Origin of the sequence: Streptomyces sp. NPDC096013, from assembly GCF_044763565.1 — a bacterium.
In the GTDB taxonomy this organism is placed as follows: domain Bacteria; phylum Actinomycetota; class Actinomycetes; order Streptomycetales; family Streptomycetaceae; genus Streptomyces.
The window spans coordinates 242037-260765 of sequence record NZ_JBIWGK010000007.1 but is presented as its reverse complement, the minus strand read 5'-3'; the positions used below and the strand labels follow the sequence as shown (position 1 = coordinate 260765).

Annotated in this window: 17 protein-coding genes; 7 read left to right on the top strand and 10 right to left on the bottom strand. The window is 71.5% G+C overall.

Features of this window, described 5'->3' with window-relative positions; all coding sequences use genetic code 11:
* Positions 1-2: 2 nt before the first annotated feature.
* From ACIRB1_RS24720 to ACIRB1_RS24700, 5 genes are all read right to left on the bottom strand, one after another.
* Positions 3-971, bottom strand: a complete 969-nt coding sequence (locus tag ACIRB1_RS24720; RefSeq protein ID WP_352182509.1) for a sugar ABC transporter permease — start codon at positions 969-971, stop codon at positions 3-5.
* A 7-nt stretch (positions 972-978) separates the two neighbouring features.
* Positions 979-2316 (bottom strand): ABC transporter substrate-binding protein, encoded by a 1338-nt coding sequence (locus ACIRB1_RS24715; protein WP_352182510.1) that lies wholly within the window; start codon positions 2314-2316, stop codon positions 979-981.
* 166 nt (positions 2317-2482) lie between these two features.
* Positions 2483-3709: an ROK family transcriptional regulator gene (locus ACIRB1_RS24710; RefSeq protein WP_403466989.1), complete on the bottom strand. Its 1227-nt coding sequence runs from the start codon at positions 3707-3709 to the stop codon at positions 2483-2485.
* 341 nt (positions 3710-4050) lie between these two features.
* Positions 4051-4179, bottom strand: a complete 129-nt coding sequence (locus ACIRB1_RS24705; protein ID WP_403466988.1) for a hypothetical protein — start codon at positions 4177-4179, stop codon at positions 4051-4053.
* 250 nt (positions 4180-4429) lie between these two features.
* Positions 4430-5524, bottom strand: coding sequence for a mechanosensitive ion channel family protein (locus ACIRB1_RS24700; protein WP_403466987.1), 1095 nt, complete (start codon positions 5522-5524; stop codon positions 4430-4432).
* A gap of 324 nt (positions 5525-5848) precedes the next feature.
* On the opposite strand from ACIRB1_RS24700, the gene ACIRB1_RS24695 reads away from it, so the two are divergent.
* The gene (locus ACIRB1_RS24695; protein WP_020116449.1) at positions 5849-6385 is read left to right on the top strand and encodes an HNH endonuclease; all 537 of its coding nucleotides are present in this window, start codon (positions 5849-5851) and stop codon (positions 6383-6385) included.
* A gap of 82 nt (positions 6386-6467) precedes the next feature.
* Here the strand turns inward: ACIRB1_RS24695 and ACIRB1_RS24690 are convergent, their stop codons facing one another.
* Genes ACIRB1_RS24690 through ACIRB1_RS24680 form a run of 3 tightly spaced genes read right to left on the bottom strand, consistent with a single transcriptional unit; the run spans position 6468 to position 9039 of the window.
* Positions 6468-7817, bottom strand: coding sequence for an ABC transporter permease (locus ACIRB1_RS24690; RefSeq protein ID WP_403466986.1), 1350 nt, complete (start codon positions 7815-7817; stop codon positions 6468-6470).
* Positions 7814-8509, bottom strand: a complete 696-nt coding sequence (locus ACIRB1_RS24685) for an ABC transporter ATP-binding protein (RefSeq protein WP_403466985.1) — start codon at positions 8507-8509, stop codon at positions 7814-7816. The genes ACIRB1_RS24690 and ACIRB1_RS24685 overlap by 4 nt, the downstream gene beginning before the upstream one ends.
* On the bottom strand, positions 8506-9039 hold the full coding sequence (locus ACIRB1_RS24680) for a PadR family transcriptional regulator (protein ID WP_352112530.1): 534 nt from the start codon (positions 9037-9039) through the stop codon (positions 8506-8508). Before ACIRB1_RS24680 ends, ACIRB1_RS24685 begins: the two co-directional genes overlap by 4 nt.
* Before the next feature lie 238 nt (positions 9040-9277).
* On the opposite strand from ACIRB1_RS24680, the gene ACIRB1_RS24675 reads away from it, so the two are divergent.
* From ACIRB1_RS24675 to ACIRB1_RS24665, 3 genes are all read left to right on the top strand, one after another.
* Positions 9278-9556, top strand: a complete 279-nt coding sequence (locus ACIRB1_RS24675) for a hypothetical protein (RefSeq protein ID WP_403467151.1) — start codon at positions 9278-9280, stop codon at positions 9554-9556.
* A complete protein-coding gene (gene malQ, locus ACIRB1_RS24670) occupies positions 9557-11761 on the top strand; it encodes a 4-alpha-glucanotransferase (RefSeq protein WP_352182515.1) in 2205 nt (734 codons plus the stop codon).
* Positions 11762-11827: 66 nt separating this feature from the next.
* The gene (locus tag ACIRB1_RS24665) at positions 11828-12115 is read left to right on the top strand and encodes a hypothetical protein (RefSeq protein WP_352182516.1); all 288 of its coding nucleotides are present in this window, start codon (positions 11828-11830) and stop codon (positions 12113-12115) included.
* 124 nt (positions 12116-12239) lie between these two features.
* Here ACIRB1_RS24665 and ACIRB1_RS24660 read toward each other — a convergent pair whose 3' ends face one another.
* A complete protein-coding gene (locus tag ACIRB1_RS24660) occupies positions 12240-12734 on the bottom strand; it encodes a MarR family winged helix-turn-helix transcriptional regulator (RefSeq protein WP_403466984.1) in 495 nt (164 codons plus the stop codon).
* A 152-nt stretch (positions 12735-12886) separates the two neighbouring features.
* Between ACIRB1_RS24660 and ACIRB1_RS24655 the strand changes: the two genes are divergently transcribed.
* The 3 genes from ACIRB1_RS24655 to ACIRB1_RS24645 all read left to right on the top strand — a co-directional run bounded on the left by ACIRB1_RS24655 (position 12887) and on the right by ACIRB1_RS24645 (position 15970).
* Positions 12887-13960 carry an EamA family transporter gene (locus tag ACIRB1_RS24655; protein ID WP_352182518.1) on the top strand — a complete coding sequence of 358 codons (1074 nt, stop codon included), beginning with the start codon at positions 12887-12889 and terminating at the stop codon, positions 13958-13960.
* A complete protein-coding gene (locus tag ACIRB1_RS24650) occupies positions 13882-15123 on the top strand; it encodes a sigma-70 family RNA polymerase sigma factor (RefSeq protein ID WP_403466983.1) in 1242 nt (413 codons plus the stop codon). Before ACIRB1_RS24655 ends, ACIRB1_RS24650 begins: the two co-directional genes overlap by 79 nt.
* Positions 15124-15211: 88 nt before the next feature.
* A complete protein-coding gene (locus tag ACIRB1_RS24645) occupies positions 15212-15970 on the top strand; it encodes an SDR family oxidoreductase (RefSeq protein WP_352182520.1) in 759 nt (252 codons plus the stop codon).
* Between the two features lie 64 nt (positions 15971-16034).
* On the opposite strand, the gene pepN is transcribed toward ACIRB1_RS24645, so the two are convergent.
* Positions 16035-18608 carry an aminopeptidase N gene (gene pepN / locus ACIRB1_RS24640; protein ID WP_403466982.1) on the bottom strand — a complete coding sequence of 858 codons (2574 nt, stop codon included), beginning with the start codon at positions 18606-18608 and terminating at the stop codon, positions 16035-16037.
* Positions 18609-18729: the final 121 nt, after the last annotated feature.

Below are 18729 nucleotides of genomic sequence, written 5' to 3'. Positions count from 1 at the left end.
GCTCAGTCACCTGCCAGGTTGAGGCCGCCCCGGCGCCGCATCAGGAACGCGGTGAACACCATCGACAGGGCGAACAGGACGAGTGCCACCACGCAGGCCGAGCCGTAGTCGAAGCGCTGGAAGCCGAGGTTGTAGACGAGCTGGGGAAGGGTGAGCGTGGACTTCTCCGGGTATCCGGGCTCGAACTGTGTGCCGGCGCCCTGGATGACGCCGGACGCGACCTTTCCGGCGATGAGGGGCTGTGTGTAGTACTGCATGGTCTGGATCACGCCGGTGACCACGGCGAACATCACGATCGGCGAGATGTTCGGCAGCGTCACGTACCGGAACCGCTGCCAGGCCGACGCGCCGTCCAACTCGGCGGCCTCGTACTGCTCCTGGGGTACGTCGAGCAGCGCGGCCATGAAGATGACCATCAGGTCGCCGATGCCCCAGAGGGCGAGCAGGGTGAGCGCCGGCTTGGACCAGGCCGGGTCGTTGAACCAGCCCGGGGCCGGGATGCCGACCTTCGCCAGGAGTGAATTGACGGGCCCGGTACCGGGGTTGAGGAGGAACGCGAACGCCATCGTCGCGGCGACCGGCGGCGCGAGATACGGCAGATAGAACAGCGTCCGGAAGACGCCCGTGGCTGTCTTGATCTTGGTGATCAGCAGCCCGACACCGAGGCCGAACACGACCCGGAGCGCGACCATCACCACGACCAGCCACAGGGTGTTGCGCATCGCGGGCCAGAAGTACGGATAGTTCTTGAAGACGTACGTCCAGTTCTTCGTCCCCACCCACGTCGGCGGCTTGAAGCCGTCGTAGTGCATGAACGAGAAATAGACCGTCGAGATCAGCGGGTACGCGAAGAAGACCGCGAAGCCGATCAGCCAGGGCGACATGAAGGCGAGGGTGCGAAGCGCCTGTTTCCGCTGTTTCGCGGCGAGTGCGGGGGTGCGGCGCTTCTTCGCCAGGGTGACTGTGCTCATGCTGGGGCTACTTCGCCTGCGCGATGTCGGTGTCGATCTGCTTGGCGGTGCTCTTCAAGGCGGAGTCCAGGTCCTTCACCTTGCCGCTCTCGTAGTCGTAGCCGAGGTTCTGGATCGTGGTCAGGTACACACCGCCGTTGATGGAGGCGGGACTTGTCGTCGAGTACTGGTTCGACGCGATGTCCAGGAACGTCTTGAAGCGCGGGTCGTACTTCAGCTTCGGGGACTTCAGGGCGGCGAGGGTCGAGGGCACGTTGTGGATGCCGTTGGAGAAGTTCACCACCGCGTCCGTGTCCGTGCTGATGTACTTGACGAACTCCCAGGCCGCGTTCTGCTTCTTGCTGGTCGCGGCGATACCGGTGATGGTGCCGGTGATGTAGCCCTTGCCGTACTGGGCGACCTGGTCGTCCGGCACGGGCAGCGGGGCAACTCCGATGTCCAGCTTGGGGTTTGCCGCCGTCGCCATTCCGAGCCGCCACTCGCCGTCCAGCTGCATCGCGACCTGGCCGGTGTGGAAGGGGTGCTTGTCGCCCCACTCGTCACCGAGCGTCGAGCGGTAGCTCTCCAGCTTCTTGAATCCGCCGAGTTCGTCGACGAGCTTCTTCTGAAGCGTGAATCCGGCCTTGAAAGCGGGGTCGGTGGCGAGCGCCGACTTGCCGCCCTTGTCGAAGTACGTCGGTGAGAACTGCGCGAAGATGTGCTCGGTCGTGGTCTCCCAGCCGTGGTAGTCCGGCATGAACCCCAACTGCGCGTACGTGTCGCCCTTGTCGATCGTGAGCTTCTTCGCGTCGGCCTCGAATTCGGACCAGGTCTTGGGCGGGCTGGTGATGCCGGCCTTCGCGAACTCCGTCTTGTTGTAGTAGAGCCCGTACGCGTCGCCCAACAGGGGTGCGGTGCACCGGTCTCCGTTGAACTGGGTGTACTCGTTCATCGCCTTCGGGAACGTCGTCTCCGGGTCGATGCCGTCCTTCTTGAAGAAGGGGTTGAGATCGACCAGGGCGCCCGACGAACAGAACTTGCCGACGTTGTTCGTGGTGAACGACGAGATCACGTCGGGCGACTTGCCGCCGCCCGTGCGCAGCGCCTGGTTGATCTTGTCGTCGGTCATGTTGCCGACGACATTCACATGGATGTTGGGGTGCGCCTTCTCGAACCCGGCGACCAGCGACTTCACGGCGCTCAGCTCGGAGGCCGCGCTCCAGGCGTGCCAGAAGTTGATGGTCACGTCCTTCGAGGCGTCGTCGGACGCACCGGACGAGGACTGACCCGTACAGGCGGTGGCAAGCAGGGCGAAGGAGGCGGATGCGGCGAGCGCGATGACCGCTTTCCGGGATATTCCGGGCATGACAAGGTCTCCCAAGGACAGGGCGGGGTGTGGTGTGGTGGTGGAGAGGCGCCGGGTGGGGCCGGGCGGACCGGGGTGGTGCGGGGCCGGGCGGGGCAGCTGGTTCGGGGAAGCCGGGGGTCGAAGTCGGTTCGGGGGAGCCGGGGTGGGGCGGTCGGGACGGGGGTCAGCGGGAGGTGTCGAAGACCTCGTCGCGGGTGGTTGCCAGTGCGCTCTCCAACGCGCCGCGCAGCACGGGGTGTTCATGGACGTCGCCGACGACGAGCCGGGGCCGTGACGCGGCCAGCTCCTCCAACTCGGCCTGGACCAGGGCACGCAGAGGTTCGCCGCCCGCGGCCAGCGAGCCACCGCTGAGGACGACGAGTTCGGGGTCGAGCACGGACACGAGCGAGGCGAGACCGGTCGCGAGGTGGGTCGCGTAGATCTCCAGGAGCTGCCGCTGGGGCCCGGTCGTGTGGTCGGCGGCGGTCGCGACGAGGGCGGCGGCGACCTCGGCGTAGGGACCCGTCGGGATCTCGGTGATGCCGAGTTCCCGGGCGAGCCCGGGCAGGGCCTGTGAACCGGCCAGGGCCTGGTAACCACCGCTGTTGGCCTTGGTCACCTGGCGGACCAGGGGCGCGCCCGGCACCGGCAGGAAGCCGACCTCGCCCGCGCCGCCGGTCCAGCCCCGGTGCAGCCGGCCGCCGAGGACCAGGGCGGCACCGAGACCGCCCTCGTTCCACAGCAGCACGAAGTCGCCGTGTCCGCGTGCCGCGCCGAGTCGCTGCTCGGCGATGGCGACGAGGTTCACGTCGTTCTCGTACTCCACCGGCATCGGCAGCGCGGCGGCGAGTTCGTCGAGCAGCGCGGGGGAGTGCCAGCCCGGCAGGTGCGAGGCGTACCGCAGCCGGCCGGTGTTGGGGTCGAAGGCGCCCGGGGTGCCGATGACGAGGCGGTGGATGTCGTCGCGGGCGAGCCCGGCGGCTTTCACCGCACCGTCGAGAGCGTCCGTCACCTGCTGGACGACGGGCTGGGCGGGCCGCCGGCCGGGTGTGGCGAGCTCGAACTCCCCCACGGTCCGGCCGGTGACGTCGGCGACGGCGGCGCGGATGCGCTCCGGCGTGACGTCGAGTCCGGCGGCGTACGCGGCACCCGGATTGACCACGTACAGCTGGGCGTTGGGCCCCGGCCGCCCCTCGCTCGTCCCGGTGGCGAGCACGAGCCCCGCCGCTTCCAGCCGGGCCAGCAGCTGGGACGCGGTGGGCTTGGAGAGGCCGGTGAGCTTGCCGATCCGGGTGCGGGACAGCGGGCCGTGCTCCAGGAGTAGGTCCAGGGCGGCGCGGTCGTTCATGGCGCGAAGGACGCGGGGGGTGCCCGGGGTGCCGGTGCCCGGGGTACCGGAGGTTCCTGCCATGTCGTGCGCCACCTGCCTTTCGAACTCCCGAACCACACAGCGTGTCACGTGATCACTGTTAGGAAAGTTTCCAATTGGGTGGGAGGAACGTAAGCCCGGGGCGAAGGGGGCGTCAATAGACACCGCCCCCGAGGCAACAGACTCGTTACCTGCGGGCGGTGGGGTCGGGCCGGACGGGGCGGGGCGCGGGGAGGCGCGCGGGGAGGGGCGTGGGGAGGGCGCGAAGGAAGTGGGGCGGACGGAGCGCGGGGCGTGAGGGTGTGGGTGGGGTGCTGGTGGGACGCGGCGCGTGGGTTCGCCGCGGTGCTCGGGACGGTCGAGACGCTCCGGGCGGCCCTCGGTCAGGGGGGCGTCACCTGGGCCGATGCGGGCGAGGACGTCGCGCTGTGGGCCGCGGTCGGTGTCGTCTTGGCGAGCGTGTCCTCGCTGTCGCTACGACGACGGGCCCACACGGCAGGTGTCGCCCTCACCCGGGATGTCCTCGCCGACCGTCAGATACGCCAACTCGGCGCGTTACGGCCCTCGGTGGGCTGGTCGGACCGCTGTTGGAGGCCGAGGAGGACGGGGTCGCGTCGTGGGGCCGGCCCAGGGGGGCGGGCGGTAGCGACGTCCGTCCTCCGGGAAGCGGGGCGCGCCCCAAGCGTTCCGCCCGCGCCGGACCCGCACGCTCCCGCCCGACCCGCACGCCCCGGTCCACCCCCCGCCGGACTCCTCGTACTTCTACCGCCCGGTCGGCCGCTGCGAGGAAATGGGCGAAGTGGCCGCCACCTGGGGTGAGTCCGCGTTGGAGTACACGGACGGCGCCGCGACCGACTCCGTGGGGTCCGCCGTGTCGTCCACCGGGTCGGCCGTGGCCCCGCCCACGATGCGGATGTTCGCCTCGTCGAAGGCCCGCTTGACCCGCCACCGGAGTTCCCGCTCGACGCCCACCGACTTGCCCGGCATGGTCCTCGCGGAGAGGCGCACGACCATGGAGTCGATCAGGACGCTGTCCAGGCCGAGGACCTCGATCGGGCCCCAGAGGAGCTCGTTCCAGGGCTCCTCCTTGCTCATCCGCTCCGTGACCGCGTCCAGCGTGGCCTTGACGCGGTCCAGGTTCTCGGACGCCCTCACCGTCACGTCCACGCCCGCCGTCGCCCAGCCCTGCGACAGGTTGCCGATGCGCTTGACCTCGCCGTTGCGGACGTACCAGATCTCGCCGTTGTCGCCGCGGAGCTTCGTCACGCGGAGGCCGACCTCGATGACCTCGCCGGAGGCGACGCCCGCGTCGATCTGGTCGCCGACGCCGTACTGGTCCTCAAGGATCATGAAGACGCCGGAGAGGAAGTCCGTGACGAGGTTGCGGGCGCCGAAACCGATCGCCACGCCCGCCACACCGGCGGAGGCGAGGAGCGGGGCGAGGTTGATCTCGAACGTCGCCAGCACCATCAGCGCCGCCGTGCCGAGGATCACGAAGGACGCCACCGAGCGGAGTACCGAGCCGATCGCCTGCGAGCGTTGCCGGCGGCGTTCCGCGTTGACCAGGAGGCCGCCCAGCGCCGTGCCGTCCACCGATTCGACCGTGCGGTTCATCCGGTCTATCAGCTTGGTGATCGCCCGCCGTACCGTCATTCTCAGGACCGCCGCTATCACCACGATCAGCAGCACCCGGAGACCGATCGCCAGCCAGGTGGACCAGTTCTGCTCCACCCAACTGGCCGCGTTGGTCGCGCTCTCCTGGGCGTCCTGGAGCGTGGGCACGGTCACCGCGGTCTCCGAGGGGCTCGGAGAGGGCGACGGCGTGGCGGCGGCCAGTAGGACGGCGGACAAGGACACGGCAGGTACCTCCAGGTGCTGCGTCCGCCCTCCGGCATGGTCCGACAGGGGCAAGGTCACGAATAGGTCACCAAGAGGGCGGGCCCACCACACTATCGGGGCATCGTGTGTGGATCGTTGCCATGTTCAGGGGAGAGGCTGTGCTCAGCCGGGAATGAACAGGTGGGACCGGTCCGCACCCGTCCCGGCCCCGTATCGCATGTGGTCGAAAACACTCCCAGCCCGTTACCGGGACATGGTGGCGCTTCCACCAGGCATGAGGGGAGACTGACTACAGATCGTCCCGGCGCGAGCCACGTGCCGCAGACGCACAAGGAGGCATCCGTGCCGCATGTCCTGGTCCTCAACGCGTCGTACGAGCCACTCGGCGTCGTACCGCTCCGCCGCGCGCTCGTCCTCGTCCTGGAGAACAAGGCAGTCTCCCTTGAGGAATCCGGCGCCTTTATGCACAGCGCAACCGTCACAGTCCCCGCACCCAGCGTGGTCCGGCTCAAGCGATTCGTACGGGTTCCCTATCGGGGGCCCGTTCCTCTTACCCGCCGGGCGCTCTTCGCGCGCGACGGGGGCCGGTGCATGTACTGCGGTGGCGTCGCAACCAGCGTCGACCATGTCATTCCGCGCAGCCGCGGGGGCAAGCACGTCTGGGACAACGTGGTGGCGTCCTGCCGCCGCTGCAACCACGTGAAGGCCGACCGGCATCTCTTCGAGATCGGCTGGCGGCTGCGCCACAAACCCGCCCCACCCACCGGTCTGGCCTGGCGCATCATCGGGACAGGCCACAGGGACCCGCGCTGGCTGCCGTACCTGCAGCCGTACGGCGCGGAGGACGCGATGGCCCGGATCGACGGCATCTCCGCCTGACGATCCGGGCTTTTGTGTACCCCGGCACGGCGGTACGGAGTCGTCCGCCCCGGCAGCCCCCCCGTGCTGCCGGGGCGGACCGTCACGCGTACCGCAGCTCGCCCGGCCGCACCGACCGCCGCAGCAGCGGCAGCGACGTCGCCGCCGCCAGCACACAGGCCGCGTACACACCGACCGGCACCAGCAGCGCCGCGTACGGCACCGGCACGTCCGTGTGCCGGGACACGGCGGCGCCGTACCAGAAGCTGATCGCCGTACCGCCGAGGCCCGCCACCGCGATCGCCGGGAACAGCGGCAGGGCGGTCTCCAGGAGGAGCGCGCGGGCCAGTACGCCGTGCGGCACCCCGGCCGCCACCTGCGCGGCCAGGCCCCGGCGCCGCACGGCGAGGGACTCGGCGGAGCCCACGGCCAGGGCCGTCAGGGCGAGCGCGAGGGCGAAGAGGACGGCGGCGGCCGTGAGGTCGAGGCCGGTCGTGTAGTACGCCATGCCCGTCGTGAGGTGGCCCGCACGGCGCCTCTCGGTGAGGTCCGCGAGCAGGATCTGCCGTACGCCCGCGAAGCCCGACCCCACGACCGTGACCAGCAGCAGTGCCGCGTGCGTGCGGGCGGTCGACCAGGGGTCCTCGCGCAGCCGTTCCGCCGCGATCAGCAGCGCGGGGCGGGAGGTGCCGGCGGCGAAGCCCTCACCCAGTTGGCGGGACGAGGCCCCGGAGAGCCAGATCGCGATCAGGCTGACCAGGGCGGCCAGGACGAGGACCGTCACCGGGCCCAGTCCGAAGGACACGGGGCTGCCGAGGACCGGTGTCAGCGCGAGGGCCGCCAGCGTCACCGCGAGCAGCCGGGTCGCCGTACCGAACAGCCTGCCCGGGCCGCGCACGGGCCGCACCCGCCGGACCCGGCCGATGGGGTCGGCCACCATCCGACGCAGCGCCACCGCGCTCACGGCCGCTCCCAGCACCGGCACGGCGACCACGACGATCCCGGCCCCGGCCCAGGAGGTCGCGTACGGCAGCAGCGGTACGGCGGCCACCGTCGCCGCCACCGCTCCGGCCAGGCACGCGAGCCCCGACTCCAGCGCCGCGATCCGCCGCACCTGCCACGGCCCGGCCCCTGCCAGCCGCAGCGCGGCCAGCCGCCGGTCCCGGTGCACCGCCCCGATCCGCGCGCACTGCCCGAGGAACCCGAGCACCGGGATGAGCAGCAGCCCGAGCGCCAGACTCACGTTCCGCCGGTCACCGGGGGAGTCGAACAGTCCGGAGCCGAAGGACACGGAATAGAACCCGTCCAGCGACAGCAGCGCCACGACGGCCAGTCCGATCCCCGTGGCCAGCGCGGCCCCGAAGGCCGTGAGCCCGACCCGCCACCACTCACGCCGGTCCGAACCCCGGGTGAGCAGCCAGGCCAGCCGCAGGTCCGTGAGCAGCGCCCTCATACCGTCACCCCCGCCGCCACGGTCCCGTCCGCCAGCCGCAGCTCGCGGTCCGCGTACGCCGCGACCTGTGCGTCATGGGTGATCAGCAGGACCGCCGTCCCGGACTCGCGGGCGGTCGTGACCAGGGCCGTCATCACCTGCTCGCTCGCCAGGGAGTCCAGCGCGCCGGTCGGTTCGTCCGCGAAGACGACCTTCGGGGAGGTGACCAACGCCCGTGCCAGCGCGGCCCGTTGGGCCTGGCCGCCGCTCAGTTCGCCCGGCCGCAGCTCGGCCTGCCGGCGCACCCCGAACCGCTCGAGCCACTCACCGGCCTCCGCCCGGGCGTCCGTGCGCGAGGCGCCCGCGAGCAGCAGCGGCAGGGCGACGTTGTCGACGGCCGTCAGCTCGGGTATCAGCTGCCCGAACTGGAAGACCACCCCGAACTCGGTGCGCCGCAGTTCGCTCAGCCGCTTCTCGGGCAGGTCGTCCAGCCGCTGCCCGGCGTAGGTCACCGTCCCCGTGTCCGGGCGGACGATCCCGGCCAGGCAGTGCAGCAGGGTGGACTTCCCGCTGCCGCTGGGGCCCGTGACGGCGAGGATCTCGCCGGTGCGCAGGTCGGCCGAGGCGCCGGTCAGCGCGCGGGTCCTGCCGTGTGTCCTGGTGAGGTCACGGGCCGCGAGGAGCGGCGCCGCCGTACCCCCGTTGTCGCTCATGCTTGGTCGACCTCCGCGGTCAGAGTGGTCAGCCGGGCCGCCGTCGTCGCCATCCAACGGAGGTCCGCGTCAAGGTGGTTGAGGGCATAGTCCGCCGAGAGCACGGTCGCGAGGTCGGTGCCCTTGGCGGTCTTGAGCGCCGTGAGTTCCCTCATCCGCTCCATGTGCGCGGCGCGTTGGGCCCGCAGATAGGCCTCCGGGTCGCCGTCGGCCAGGATCGAGACGACGACCTTGGCGAAGATCTCGTTCGTCACGAAGGGCGCGGGCGGCGCGATCTCCCCTGCCCAGCGGGCGAGTTCACGCGAGCCGTCGGCCGTCGCGCGGTACGCCGTGCGCTCCGGGCCGCCGTCCGAGCCGGTGCCGTCGACCTCCGCGAGACCGTCTCTGACCAGGCGCTGGAGGGTCGTGTAGACCTGCCCGTACGCCAGCGGGCGGGCCTGGGGGAAACGTTCGTCGTGGCGTCGCTTGAGGTCGTAGCCGTGGCTCGGTCCTCCGGCGAGCAGGCCCAGCAGGATGTGGCGGGTGCTCATGGCGCTCAGTATGCACTGGATACATGTACTGAGTGAATAGTGATCAGCCGGAAAGTCGGGGGGAGTGAGGGACGGGAGTGGCCGCGGTGGCACCCGTACCCCAACCTGGAGGTCTGCCGTCGCGTCCACTGGGTAGGGCTTGCGATGACCATCTCCCACGCTCGCCCGACACGACAAGGAGGCCCCCGTGGCCGCAGCATCGGCATCACTTCCGCGCCCGGCCCGCTCCAAACGCACCCTGGAGCCGGCTGCCGACCTCACCTCCGACCTGTTCTTCGTCGACTCCGAGGGCGCCTGGGCCGAGACCCCGCTGACCAGCGAACCGCCGCTGGCCGACGCCGAACCCCTCACCAGCGAGCCCCCGCTCGCCGACGCCACCCCGCTCACCAGCGAGTCCGCCGGCATTCCCGCCCCGCTGACCAGCGAGCCCGGCATGATCGACGACCCGATGACGACCAGCGGTGAACTCGCCGCCCTGGCCGACCTGTTCGCCGGCCCGGACTCGACGAGGCCCTAGATGACCGCACCCCGGCCCGCCGACACCCTCGGCGATGACCTGGCGCACCTCGCCGAACTGCACGGCGTCGCCACCGCCTACAGCCCCTCACCGGACCGCGTGGTCCCCGCCTCGGCCGTCGCGGTCGTCGCCGTACTGGCCGCCCTCGGCGTCGACGCGAGCACCCCGGAGGCCACGGCCGCCGCGCTCGCCGCCCGCCGACAGGAGCTGGCCGAACGGCTGTTGCCGCCCACCGTCGTCGGCCGCCACGGCACCACGCCCGCCGCCCTCGACGCGCTGCCCGCGGGCACCGTGCTGCACATCGAGACCGAGCAGGGGGAGGTGCGGGCGAGCGCCGCGCACCTCCCGCCCGGCGTCCACCACGTGACCGCCACCGCACCGGACGGCCGCGGCGCCGAGGCCCATCTCGTCATCGCCCCGGACCGGTTGCCGACGCCCACAGAGCGGTCGTACGGACTGATGGTGCAGGTCTACTCGCTGCTCTCCCGGCACTCGTGGGGCATGGGCGACCTCGGCGACCTGGGGGAGCTGACCGCCTGGGCCGGGCGTTCGCTCGGGGCCGGGTTCGTGCAGGTCAACCCGTTGCACGCGGCCGTGCCCGGCGCGCCCACCGACCCCTCGCCGTACCGGCCGTCCTCGCGCCGCTTCCCGGACCCGGTGTATCTGCGGGTGGAGGACGTCCCCGAGTTCGCGTACGTCGAGGAGGGCGAACGCGAGCGGCTGCGCGGACTCCTCGAACGGGCCGCCCGGCTGCGTGAATCCGTCCTGGACAAGGGCGCGTTGATCGACCGCGACGCCGTCTGGGAGCTGAAGCGCGAGGCGCTGGAACGCGTCCGCGAGGTCCCCCTCGGCCCCGGACGACGGGCCGCCTACGTCGACTTCCTCGCCCGCGAGGGCGAGGCGCTGGAGGACCACGCCACCTGGTACGCGCTCGCCGAGGTGCACGGCTCGAACTGGCGTCAGTGGCCGGCCGGCCTGCGCGACCCGCGCTCCTCCGAAACCGCCCGCGCCCGGGGCGAGTTGATGGACCGCGTCGACTTCCACTGCCGCCTCGCCTGGCTCACCGACGACCAGCTCACCGCCGCGCAGCGGGCCGCACGGGACGCGGGCATGCCGATCGGCGTCGTGCACGACCTCGCGGTCGGGGTGCACCCGGACGGCGCCGACGCCTGGGCCCAACAGGCCTACTTCGCCGCCGGGATGTCGGTCGGCGCGCCCCCGGACGCCTTCAACTCCCTCGGCCAGGACTGGGGTCTGCCCCCCTGGCGCCCCGACCGCCTCGCCGAGTCCGGCTACACCCCGTACCGCCGCCTGCTCCGCGCCCTCTTCCGCTACGCGGGCGCCCTGCGCATCGACCACGTCATGGGCCTGTTCCGCCTGTGGTGGGTCCCCCAGGGCCACCTGCCCACCGAGGGCACCTACGTCCGCTACGACGCCGAGGCCATGCTCGCCGTCCTCGCGCTGGAGGCCTCCCGCGCCGGGTCCGTGGTGATCGGCGAGGACCTCGGGACCGTGGAACCCGGTGTGCGCGAGACCCTCCAGGAGCGCGGGGTGCTCGGCACGTCGGTGCTGTGGTTCGAGCGGGACTGGGAGGGCGACGGGCGTCCGCTCGCGCCGGAGGAGTGGCGGGCCGACTGCCTCGCCACCGCCACCACCCACGACCTGCCGCCCACCGCGGCCCGGCTCACCGGCGAACACGTCGAACTCCGCGACCGGCTCGGCCTGTTGACCCGGCCGGTGGAGGAGGAGCGGATCGAGTCCGCCACCGACGTCGGCGAGTGGCTCGCCCTGCTGGCCCGGCTCGGCCTCGCCGAACAGCCCGGGGGCGGCGGGCGCCCCGCGTCCGAGGAGGAGGCGGAGATCCACGCCGTCCACCGTTTCCTGCTGCGCACCCCGGCCCGCATGATCGGCGTCTGGCTCCCGGACACGATCGGCGACCGGCGCCCGCAGAACCTGCCCGGCACGTGGGACCAGTATCCGAACTGGCGCCTTCCCGTCGCCGACGCGGAGGGGCGGCCGGTGACGCTGGAGGAACTGGCCGCTTCGCCGCGGCTGCACGCGCTGGTGGACGTGCTGCGGGTGGGGCTGAGGGAGGGGGCGGTCCCGGGTTCCGGGGCGGGCGCGGGCCCGGGGACAGGCCCGGAAAGCGGCCCGGGGACAGGCTCGGAGACGGGTTCGGGGGACGGCGGTGAAGGCGGTCCGTGAGGGCCCCGCGCCCCATACGGCACCCCCGGGCGCGCGGCCCGTTCGGGCGTTCGCTACGTTTGCGGTGTGGACAAGAAGAACGCCCTGCGCGCCGGCGCCCTGGCTGCCGGTACGACGCTGATGATGCTGCTCATGACGTCCCCCGCGCTCGCGCTCACCCGCGACGACGGCGACGACCCGGGCAAGGGCCTGAGCGTCGCCGAGACGCTGGGGCTCTATGTCCTGATCCCGCTGGCCCTGTTCGCGATCATCGCGGGCCTCGTCATGGCGCTGGACAAGTCCAAGGACCGCGCGCCGAAGGTGAAGTCCGGCACGACGTCCGGTACGGGCACGGCCGTCGACGCGAAGGCCTGACCCTCACACGCTCCGGAGGGCGTCCGCCTCACCCAGCACGGTGCGGCGGGCGCCTTCGGCATGTCCTGCGGCAGGCCCGCTGCCGCTGAACCCCTCTGCCGCTGAACAGCCTCGCCCGGAGCGGTCATCGCTCGGTCGAGGCCAGCAACTTTCTCAGCAGGTCGGCCAGTTGGCCGGCCTCTTCGTCGTTCAGGCCGGACAGGGCCGCCGTCTGGGTCGCGAGCCCGGAGCCGACCGCCGCGTCTATCACCGCCAACCCCTTCTCCGTCAGGGTGACTTGGAGCCCCCGGCGGTCGTGCGGGTCGGGGGAGCGGCGGAGCAGACCGGCCCGTTCCAGTTTGTCGAGGCGGCCCGTCATGCCGCCGGTGGTGAGCATCAGGGTCGCGGAGAGCTCGCGCGGCGAGAGGGTGTAGGGCTCACCGGCCCGGCGCAGGGTCGCGAGGACGTCGAACTCGCCGCGTGAGATGCCGTGCGGGACGTACGCCTTCTCCATGCGGTCGCCCATGGCCCGGGCGAGCCGGAAGATCCGCCCGAAGACCTCCATCGCGGCGGTGTCGAGGTCGGGCCGCACCGCCGCCCACTGCTCGACGATCGCGTCGACGGGGTCCTTGTCGTTCATGGGATGAGTATCCGCCGGTCAGCAGGTCGGTCGCAAGAAAGTGGATCACGAGTGAGTGGATCAAGGGTCAGTCGGTCACGGATTACTGGCTTGACGGTAAGTTGCTTAGCGGTAAGCTAGTTAGCGTCGACCTACTCCGGAAGGTGCCTCCCATGGCCAGACGCCCGGTCCTGACGGCGGCCCTCACCGCCCTCGCCCCCATCTCCTGGGGCACCACCTACGCCGTCACCACCCAGTTCCTTCCGCCCGACCGCCCCCTGTTCACCGGCCTGATGCGCGCCCTCCCCGCCGGTCTCGTGCTCCTCGCCCTCGCCCGGGTGCTGCCGCGCGGCGCCTGGTGGTGGAAGTCGGCGGTGCTCGGTGCGCTGAACATCGGCGCCTTCTTCCCGCTGCTGTTCCTGTCCGCGTACCGGCTCCCCGGCGGGATGGCGGCGGTCGTCGGCTCGATAGGCCCGCTCTTCGTGGTCGGCCTCTCCGCACTGCTGCTGGGCCAGCGGCCCACGGCCCGGAGCGTGCTCACCGGCGCCGTCGCGGCCTTCGGCGTCAGCCTCGTCGTACTGAAGGCGGCCGGAGCGCTCGACCCGGTCGGGGTGCTCGCGGCCCTCGCGTCCACCGCGTCGATGTCCACCGGCACCGTGCTCACCAAGCGCTGGGGCCGCCCCGACGGCGTCGGCCCGCTCGCCCTCACCGGCTGGCAGCTCACCGCGGGCGGGCTGCTGATCGCGCCGGTCGCCTTCCTGGCCGAGGGGGCGCCGCCCGCGCTGGACGGCCGGGCGATCGGCGGATACCTGTATCTCGCGCTGGCGAACACGGCGGTCGCGTACTGGCTCTGGTTCCGCGGCATCGGCCGGCTCTCCGCCACCCAGGTCACCCTCCTCGGCCCGCTCTCCCCGCTGACCGCGGCCGTCGTCGGCTGGGCCGCGCTCGGGCAGGCGCTCACGCCGGTGCAGCTGGCGGGGATGGCGCTGGCGTTCGGGGCGACGGTGTTCGGGCAGATCGGTCCCCGTACGTCTCCTGTTCCGGTGCGGGAGGTAGCGTCACGCGGGAAGACCGTGACGCAACGCCGGAGGCGCTCGTGGCCGAAGACTCCTGCCCCAGCTGTGGCAAGCCGCTCACCGCACGCGCGGGCCGTACCGGCCGGCGTTCCGTGTACTGTTCCGCCGCCTGCCGGCAGAAGGCCTACCGGGAGCGGCAGGGCGGTGGCGGGGTCGGAGTCGACGGGCTGATCAAGGAGATCGGGCGGCAGGTGGAGCGGCTGGTCCCGCAGCCGCCCTCCGTCCTGTACTCCGGTGTGACGGAACTGTCGTCGTCCGTCGCCCGGCTGAGACGGGTGGCACGGACCGCCCGGGAGACGGCCCGGGAACAGACCCCGGAATCCGTCACCCGGGAACCCGTCACGGAACTCCGGGCCCCCGTCGACGAAGGCGACTTCGCGGCCCTCGTCGAGTCCCACCGCCGGGAGATCCAGGTCCACTGCTATCGCATGACCGGGTCGTACAACGACGCCGAGGACCTGGTGCAGGAGACGTTCCTGCGGGCCTGGCGGGCCCGGGACACCTTCGAGGGCCGGGCCGGCGCCCGGACCTGGCTGTACCGCATCGCCACCAACGCCTGCCTGGACTTCCAGCGCCGTACGGCCCGCCGCCCCCAGCGCTACGAACCGCTGCCCGGCATGAACCACGGCGGTGGCGAGCCGCCCGCCCGTGTCACCTGGCTCCAGCCGTACCCCGACGACGAGTTGCCCTCCGCCGAGGAGCAGCCGGAGGCCGCCGCCGTCTCCCGCGAGACCCTCGAACTGGTCTTCCTGGCCGCCGTCCAGCACCTCCCGCCGCGCCAGCGCGCGGTGCTGGTGCTGCGGGACGTGCTCGGGCTGACCGCCGTGGAGACGGGCGAGGCCCTCGACATGACCGTGGCCTCGGTCAACAGCGCGCTGCAACGCGCCCGCCCCACCCTGCGCGACCGGCTGCCCGGCCGCCGCGCGGACTGGACGGCCACCGAACCCACCGACCGCCAACGCGCCCTGGTCAAGCGGTACATGGCCGCCGCCGAGCGCCTCGACCTGTCCGAGGTCGCCACCCTGCTCAGCGAGGACGTCACGCTCACCATGCCGCCGAACCCGTTCTGGTTCACCGGCCGCGACGCGCTCGTGGAGTTCCTGAGCATGAGCCTCGACGCCAAGTCACCGATGTTCTTCGGTCATTGGCGCCACCTCCCGGCCCGCGCCAACGGCCAGCTGGCGGCCGGGGGTTACGTCCGCCGCCCCGGTACGACCGTCTACCGCGCCCAGGTCCTCGATGTGCTCCGCTTCGGCGCCGACGACCGGATCGTGGAGATCACCTCCTTCGAACCGCATCTGTTCCCGGCCTTCGGACTGCCCCTGCGGCTGTGAGCCGCACAGGGGCGACCGATGAGCGGTGGGTCCCGTGTGCGTCTGTACAGCCGACTCGAACGACCCACGACCCGCAAGGAGAACCACCATGCTGCTCACCGACAAGACCGCGGTCGTCTACGGCGCCGGAGGCTCGATCGGCAGCGCGGTCGCCCGCGCCTTCGCCGCCGAGGGCGCCCGCGTCCACCTCGTGGGACGCACCCGGGAGACGCTGGAGGCCGTGGCCGCCGACATCAAGGACGCCGAGGTGGCCGTCGTCGACGCCCTCGACGAGAGCGCCGTCACCGAGCACCTCGCCCGAGTCGGCGACCTCGACGTCTCCTTCAACCTCGTCTCACGCGGCGATGTGCAGGGGCTCCCGATCACCGAGATGCCGGTCGACGCCTTCCTCGCGCCGGTGATCAACGGCACCCGCGCCAACTTCATCACCGCCCGCGCCGCCGCCCGCCGCATGGCCGAACGCGGTTCCGGTGTCGTCCTGACCCTCAACAGCGGCTCCGCGCACGGCAGTCCGATGATGGGCGGCACCGGCCCCGCCGACGCGGCGACCGACAGCCTGGTGCGCAACCTGGCGATGGAGCTGGGCCCGCGCGGGGTGCGCGCCGTAGGACTGTGGGCCGCCGGCATCCCCGAGACCCTCACCGTGGAGAAGCTCGGCAAGGTCGACCCCGGCCTCAACGAGGCGGCGATCCAGGGCATCCTCGACCAGCTGTCGACGCTGCGGATGACCCGCCGCAACCCCACCCTCGCGGAGATCACCGCGACCGCCGTGTTCCTCGCCTCGGACCACGCGGCGAGCATCACCGGCACGTTCGTGAACGTCACCGGCGGGATGTTCCCGGGCTGAGCGGCACACGGGAAGGGGCGCCCGGCACGATGCCGGGCGCCCCTCGTGGCCGTGGAAGGACCGGCTACGACGCCGTCGCGTCCGCGGCCTGGGCCTTCAGGGCGCGCTCGACACCCGAGCGGGACTCCGAGACCAGACGGCGCAGGGCCGCGTTGGGCTCGGCCGTCGTCAGCCAGGTGTCCGTGCGGTCCAGGGTGTCCTGGGAGACCTGGACCGACGGGTAGAGGCCGACCGCGATCTGCTGGGCGATCTCGTGCGACCGGGTGTCCCACACCTCCTTGACGGCGGCGAAGTACTTCTCCGTGTACGGCGCCAGGAGTTCCCGCTGATCCGTCTGCACGAAGCCCGAGATCACCGCCTCCTGAAGGGCGTTGGGCAGCTTGTCGGACTCGACGACCTGCGCCCAGGCCTCCGCCTTCGCCTCCGCGGTCGGGCGGGCGGCACGGGCGGTCGCCGCGTGGCGCTCACCGGCGGCCGTCTTGTCCCGCTCGTACTCGCCGGCGATCTCCGACTCGTCGAACCGGCCGACGGACGCGAGGCGTTCGACGAACGTCCAGCGCAGGTCGGTGTCGACGGCCAGCCCCTCGATCGTCTGGGTGCCCTCCAACAGGCCGTCCAGCAGGTCGAGTTGCTCCGGCGTACGGGCCGTCGCCGCGAACGCGCGGGCCCACGCCAGCTGGTGGTCGCTGCCCGGCTCGGCGGACCGGAGGTGCGCCAGCGTGGCGTCCGTCCAGCGGGTGAGCAGGGTCTCGCGGGCGGCCGGGTCGGCGTACAGCTCGATCGCCAGCTTCACCTGGCGGTGCAGCGACTGCACGACACCGATGTCGGACTCCTTGCCGATGCCCGACAGGACGAGCGACAGGTAGTCACGGGTGGCGAGTTCGGCGTCCCGCGTCATGTCCCAGGCCGAGGCCCAGCACAGCGCGCGGGGGAGCGAGGACTCGAAGTCGCCGAGGTGCTCGGTGACGAACGCGAGGGACTGCTCGTCGAGACGGACCTTCGCGTACGACAGGTCGTCGTCGTTGAGCAGGACCACGTCCGGCCGCCGCTTGCCCACCAGCTGCGGTACGGCGGTGAGTTCACCGTCCACGTCCAGCTCGACGCGCTCGTCGCGCACCAGCTTGCCGGTGCTCTCGTCGAGTTCGTACAGGCCGACCGCGATGCGGTGCGGGCGGAGCGTGGGCTCGCCCTTGGCACCGGCGGGCAGCGCCGGGGCCTGCTGGCGGATCGCGAAGGCGGTGATGACACCGTCCGCGTCCGTCTCGATCTCCGGGCGCAGGATGTTGATCCCGGCGGTCTGAAGCCACGCCTTCGACCAGGTCTTCAGGTCGCGCCCGGAGGTCTCCTCCAGCGCGCCCAGCAGGTCGGACAGGCGCGTGTTGCCGTACGCGTGACGCTTGAAGTACGCCTGCACGCCCGCGAAGAACTCGTCCATGCCGACGTACGCCACGAGCTGCTTCAGGACGCTCGCGCCCTTGGCGTACGTGATGCCGTCGAAGTTGACGAGGACGTCGTCCAGGTCGCCGATCTCGGCCATGATCGGGTGCGTGGACGGCAGTTGGTCCTGCCGGTACGCCCATGTCTTCATCGAGTTGGCGAACGTCGTCCACGAGTGCGGCCAGCGCGAGTCGGGGGCGTAGGCCTGGCAGGCGATGGAGGTGTAGGTGGCGAACGACTCGTTCAGCCACAGGTCGTTCCACCACTCCATGGTCACGAGGTCGCCGAACCACATGTGGGCCAGCTCGTGCAGGATGGTCTCCGCGCGCAGCTCGTACGCGGCGTCGGTCACCTTGGACCGGAACACGTACTGGTCGCGGATCGTCACCGCGCCCGCGTTCTCCATGGCGCCCGCGTTGAACTCCGGGACGAACAGCTGGTCGTACTTCGTGAAGGGGTACGCGTAGTCGAACTTCTCCTGGAACCAGGCGAATCCCTGCCGCGTGACCTCGAAGATGGCGTCCGAGTCGAGGTACTCGGCGAGCGAGGGCCGGCAGTAGATGCCCAGCGGCACGCTCTGCCCGTCCTTCTCGTACACGCTGTGCACGCTGTGGTACGGCCCGACGATCAGCGCGGTGATGTACGTCGAGATGCGCGGCGTCGGCTCGAACACCCAGGTGTCGTCCCGGGGTTCGGGCGTCGGGGAGTTGGAGATGACGGTCCAGCCGTTCGGCGCCTTCACCGTGAACTGGAAGGTCGCCTTGAGGTCGGGCTGCTCGAAGCTGGCGAACACGCGGCGCGCGTCCGGGACCTCGAACTGGGTGTAGAGGTACGCCTGTTGGTCGACGGGGTCGACGAAGCGGTGCAGTCCCTCACCGGTGTTGGTGTAGGCGCAGTCCGCGACGACGCGCAGGATGTTGGGGCCCTCCAGCAAACCGGCCAGGGCGATCCGGGAGTCCTTGAAAACCTCGCCGGGGTCGAGCGGGTCGCCGTTCAGCGTCACCTCGTGGACCGTCGGGGCGACCAGGTCGATGAAGGACTCGGAGCCGCCCTCCGTCACGTCGAAGCGCACCGTCGTCGCGGACCTGTAGGTCCCGCCCTCCTGCGCGCCGGAGAGGTCGAGATCGATCTCGTACGAGTCAACGGTGAGCAGCGTTGCCCGCTGCCGCGCCTCTTCGCGAGTCAGGTTTGTGCCAGGCACGCGGTCATCTCCTCGTTATGTGTGGGTTGCGCCATCCTTCCACGGGAGCCGAGGGAAGCGCGATGTCCGTTCGTGGACGTCCGTCGCACGGCCCGGCGTTGCCGGGGGCTCCGCCCCCAGA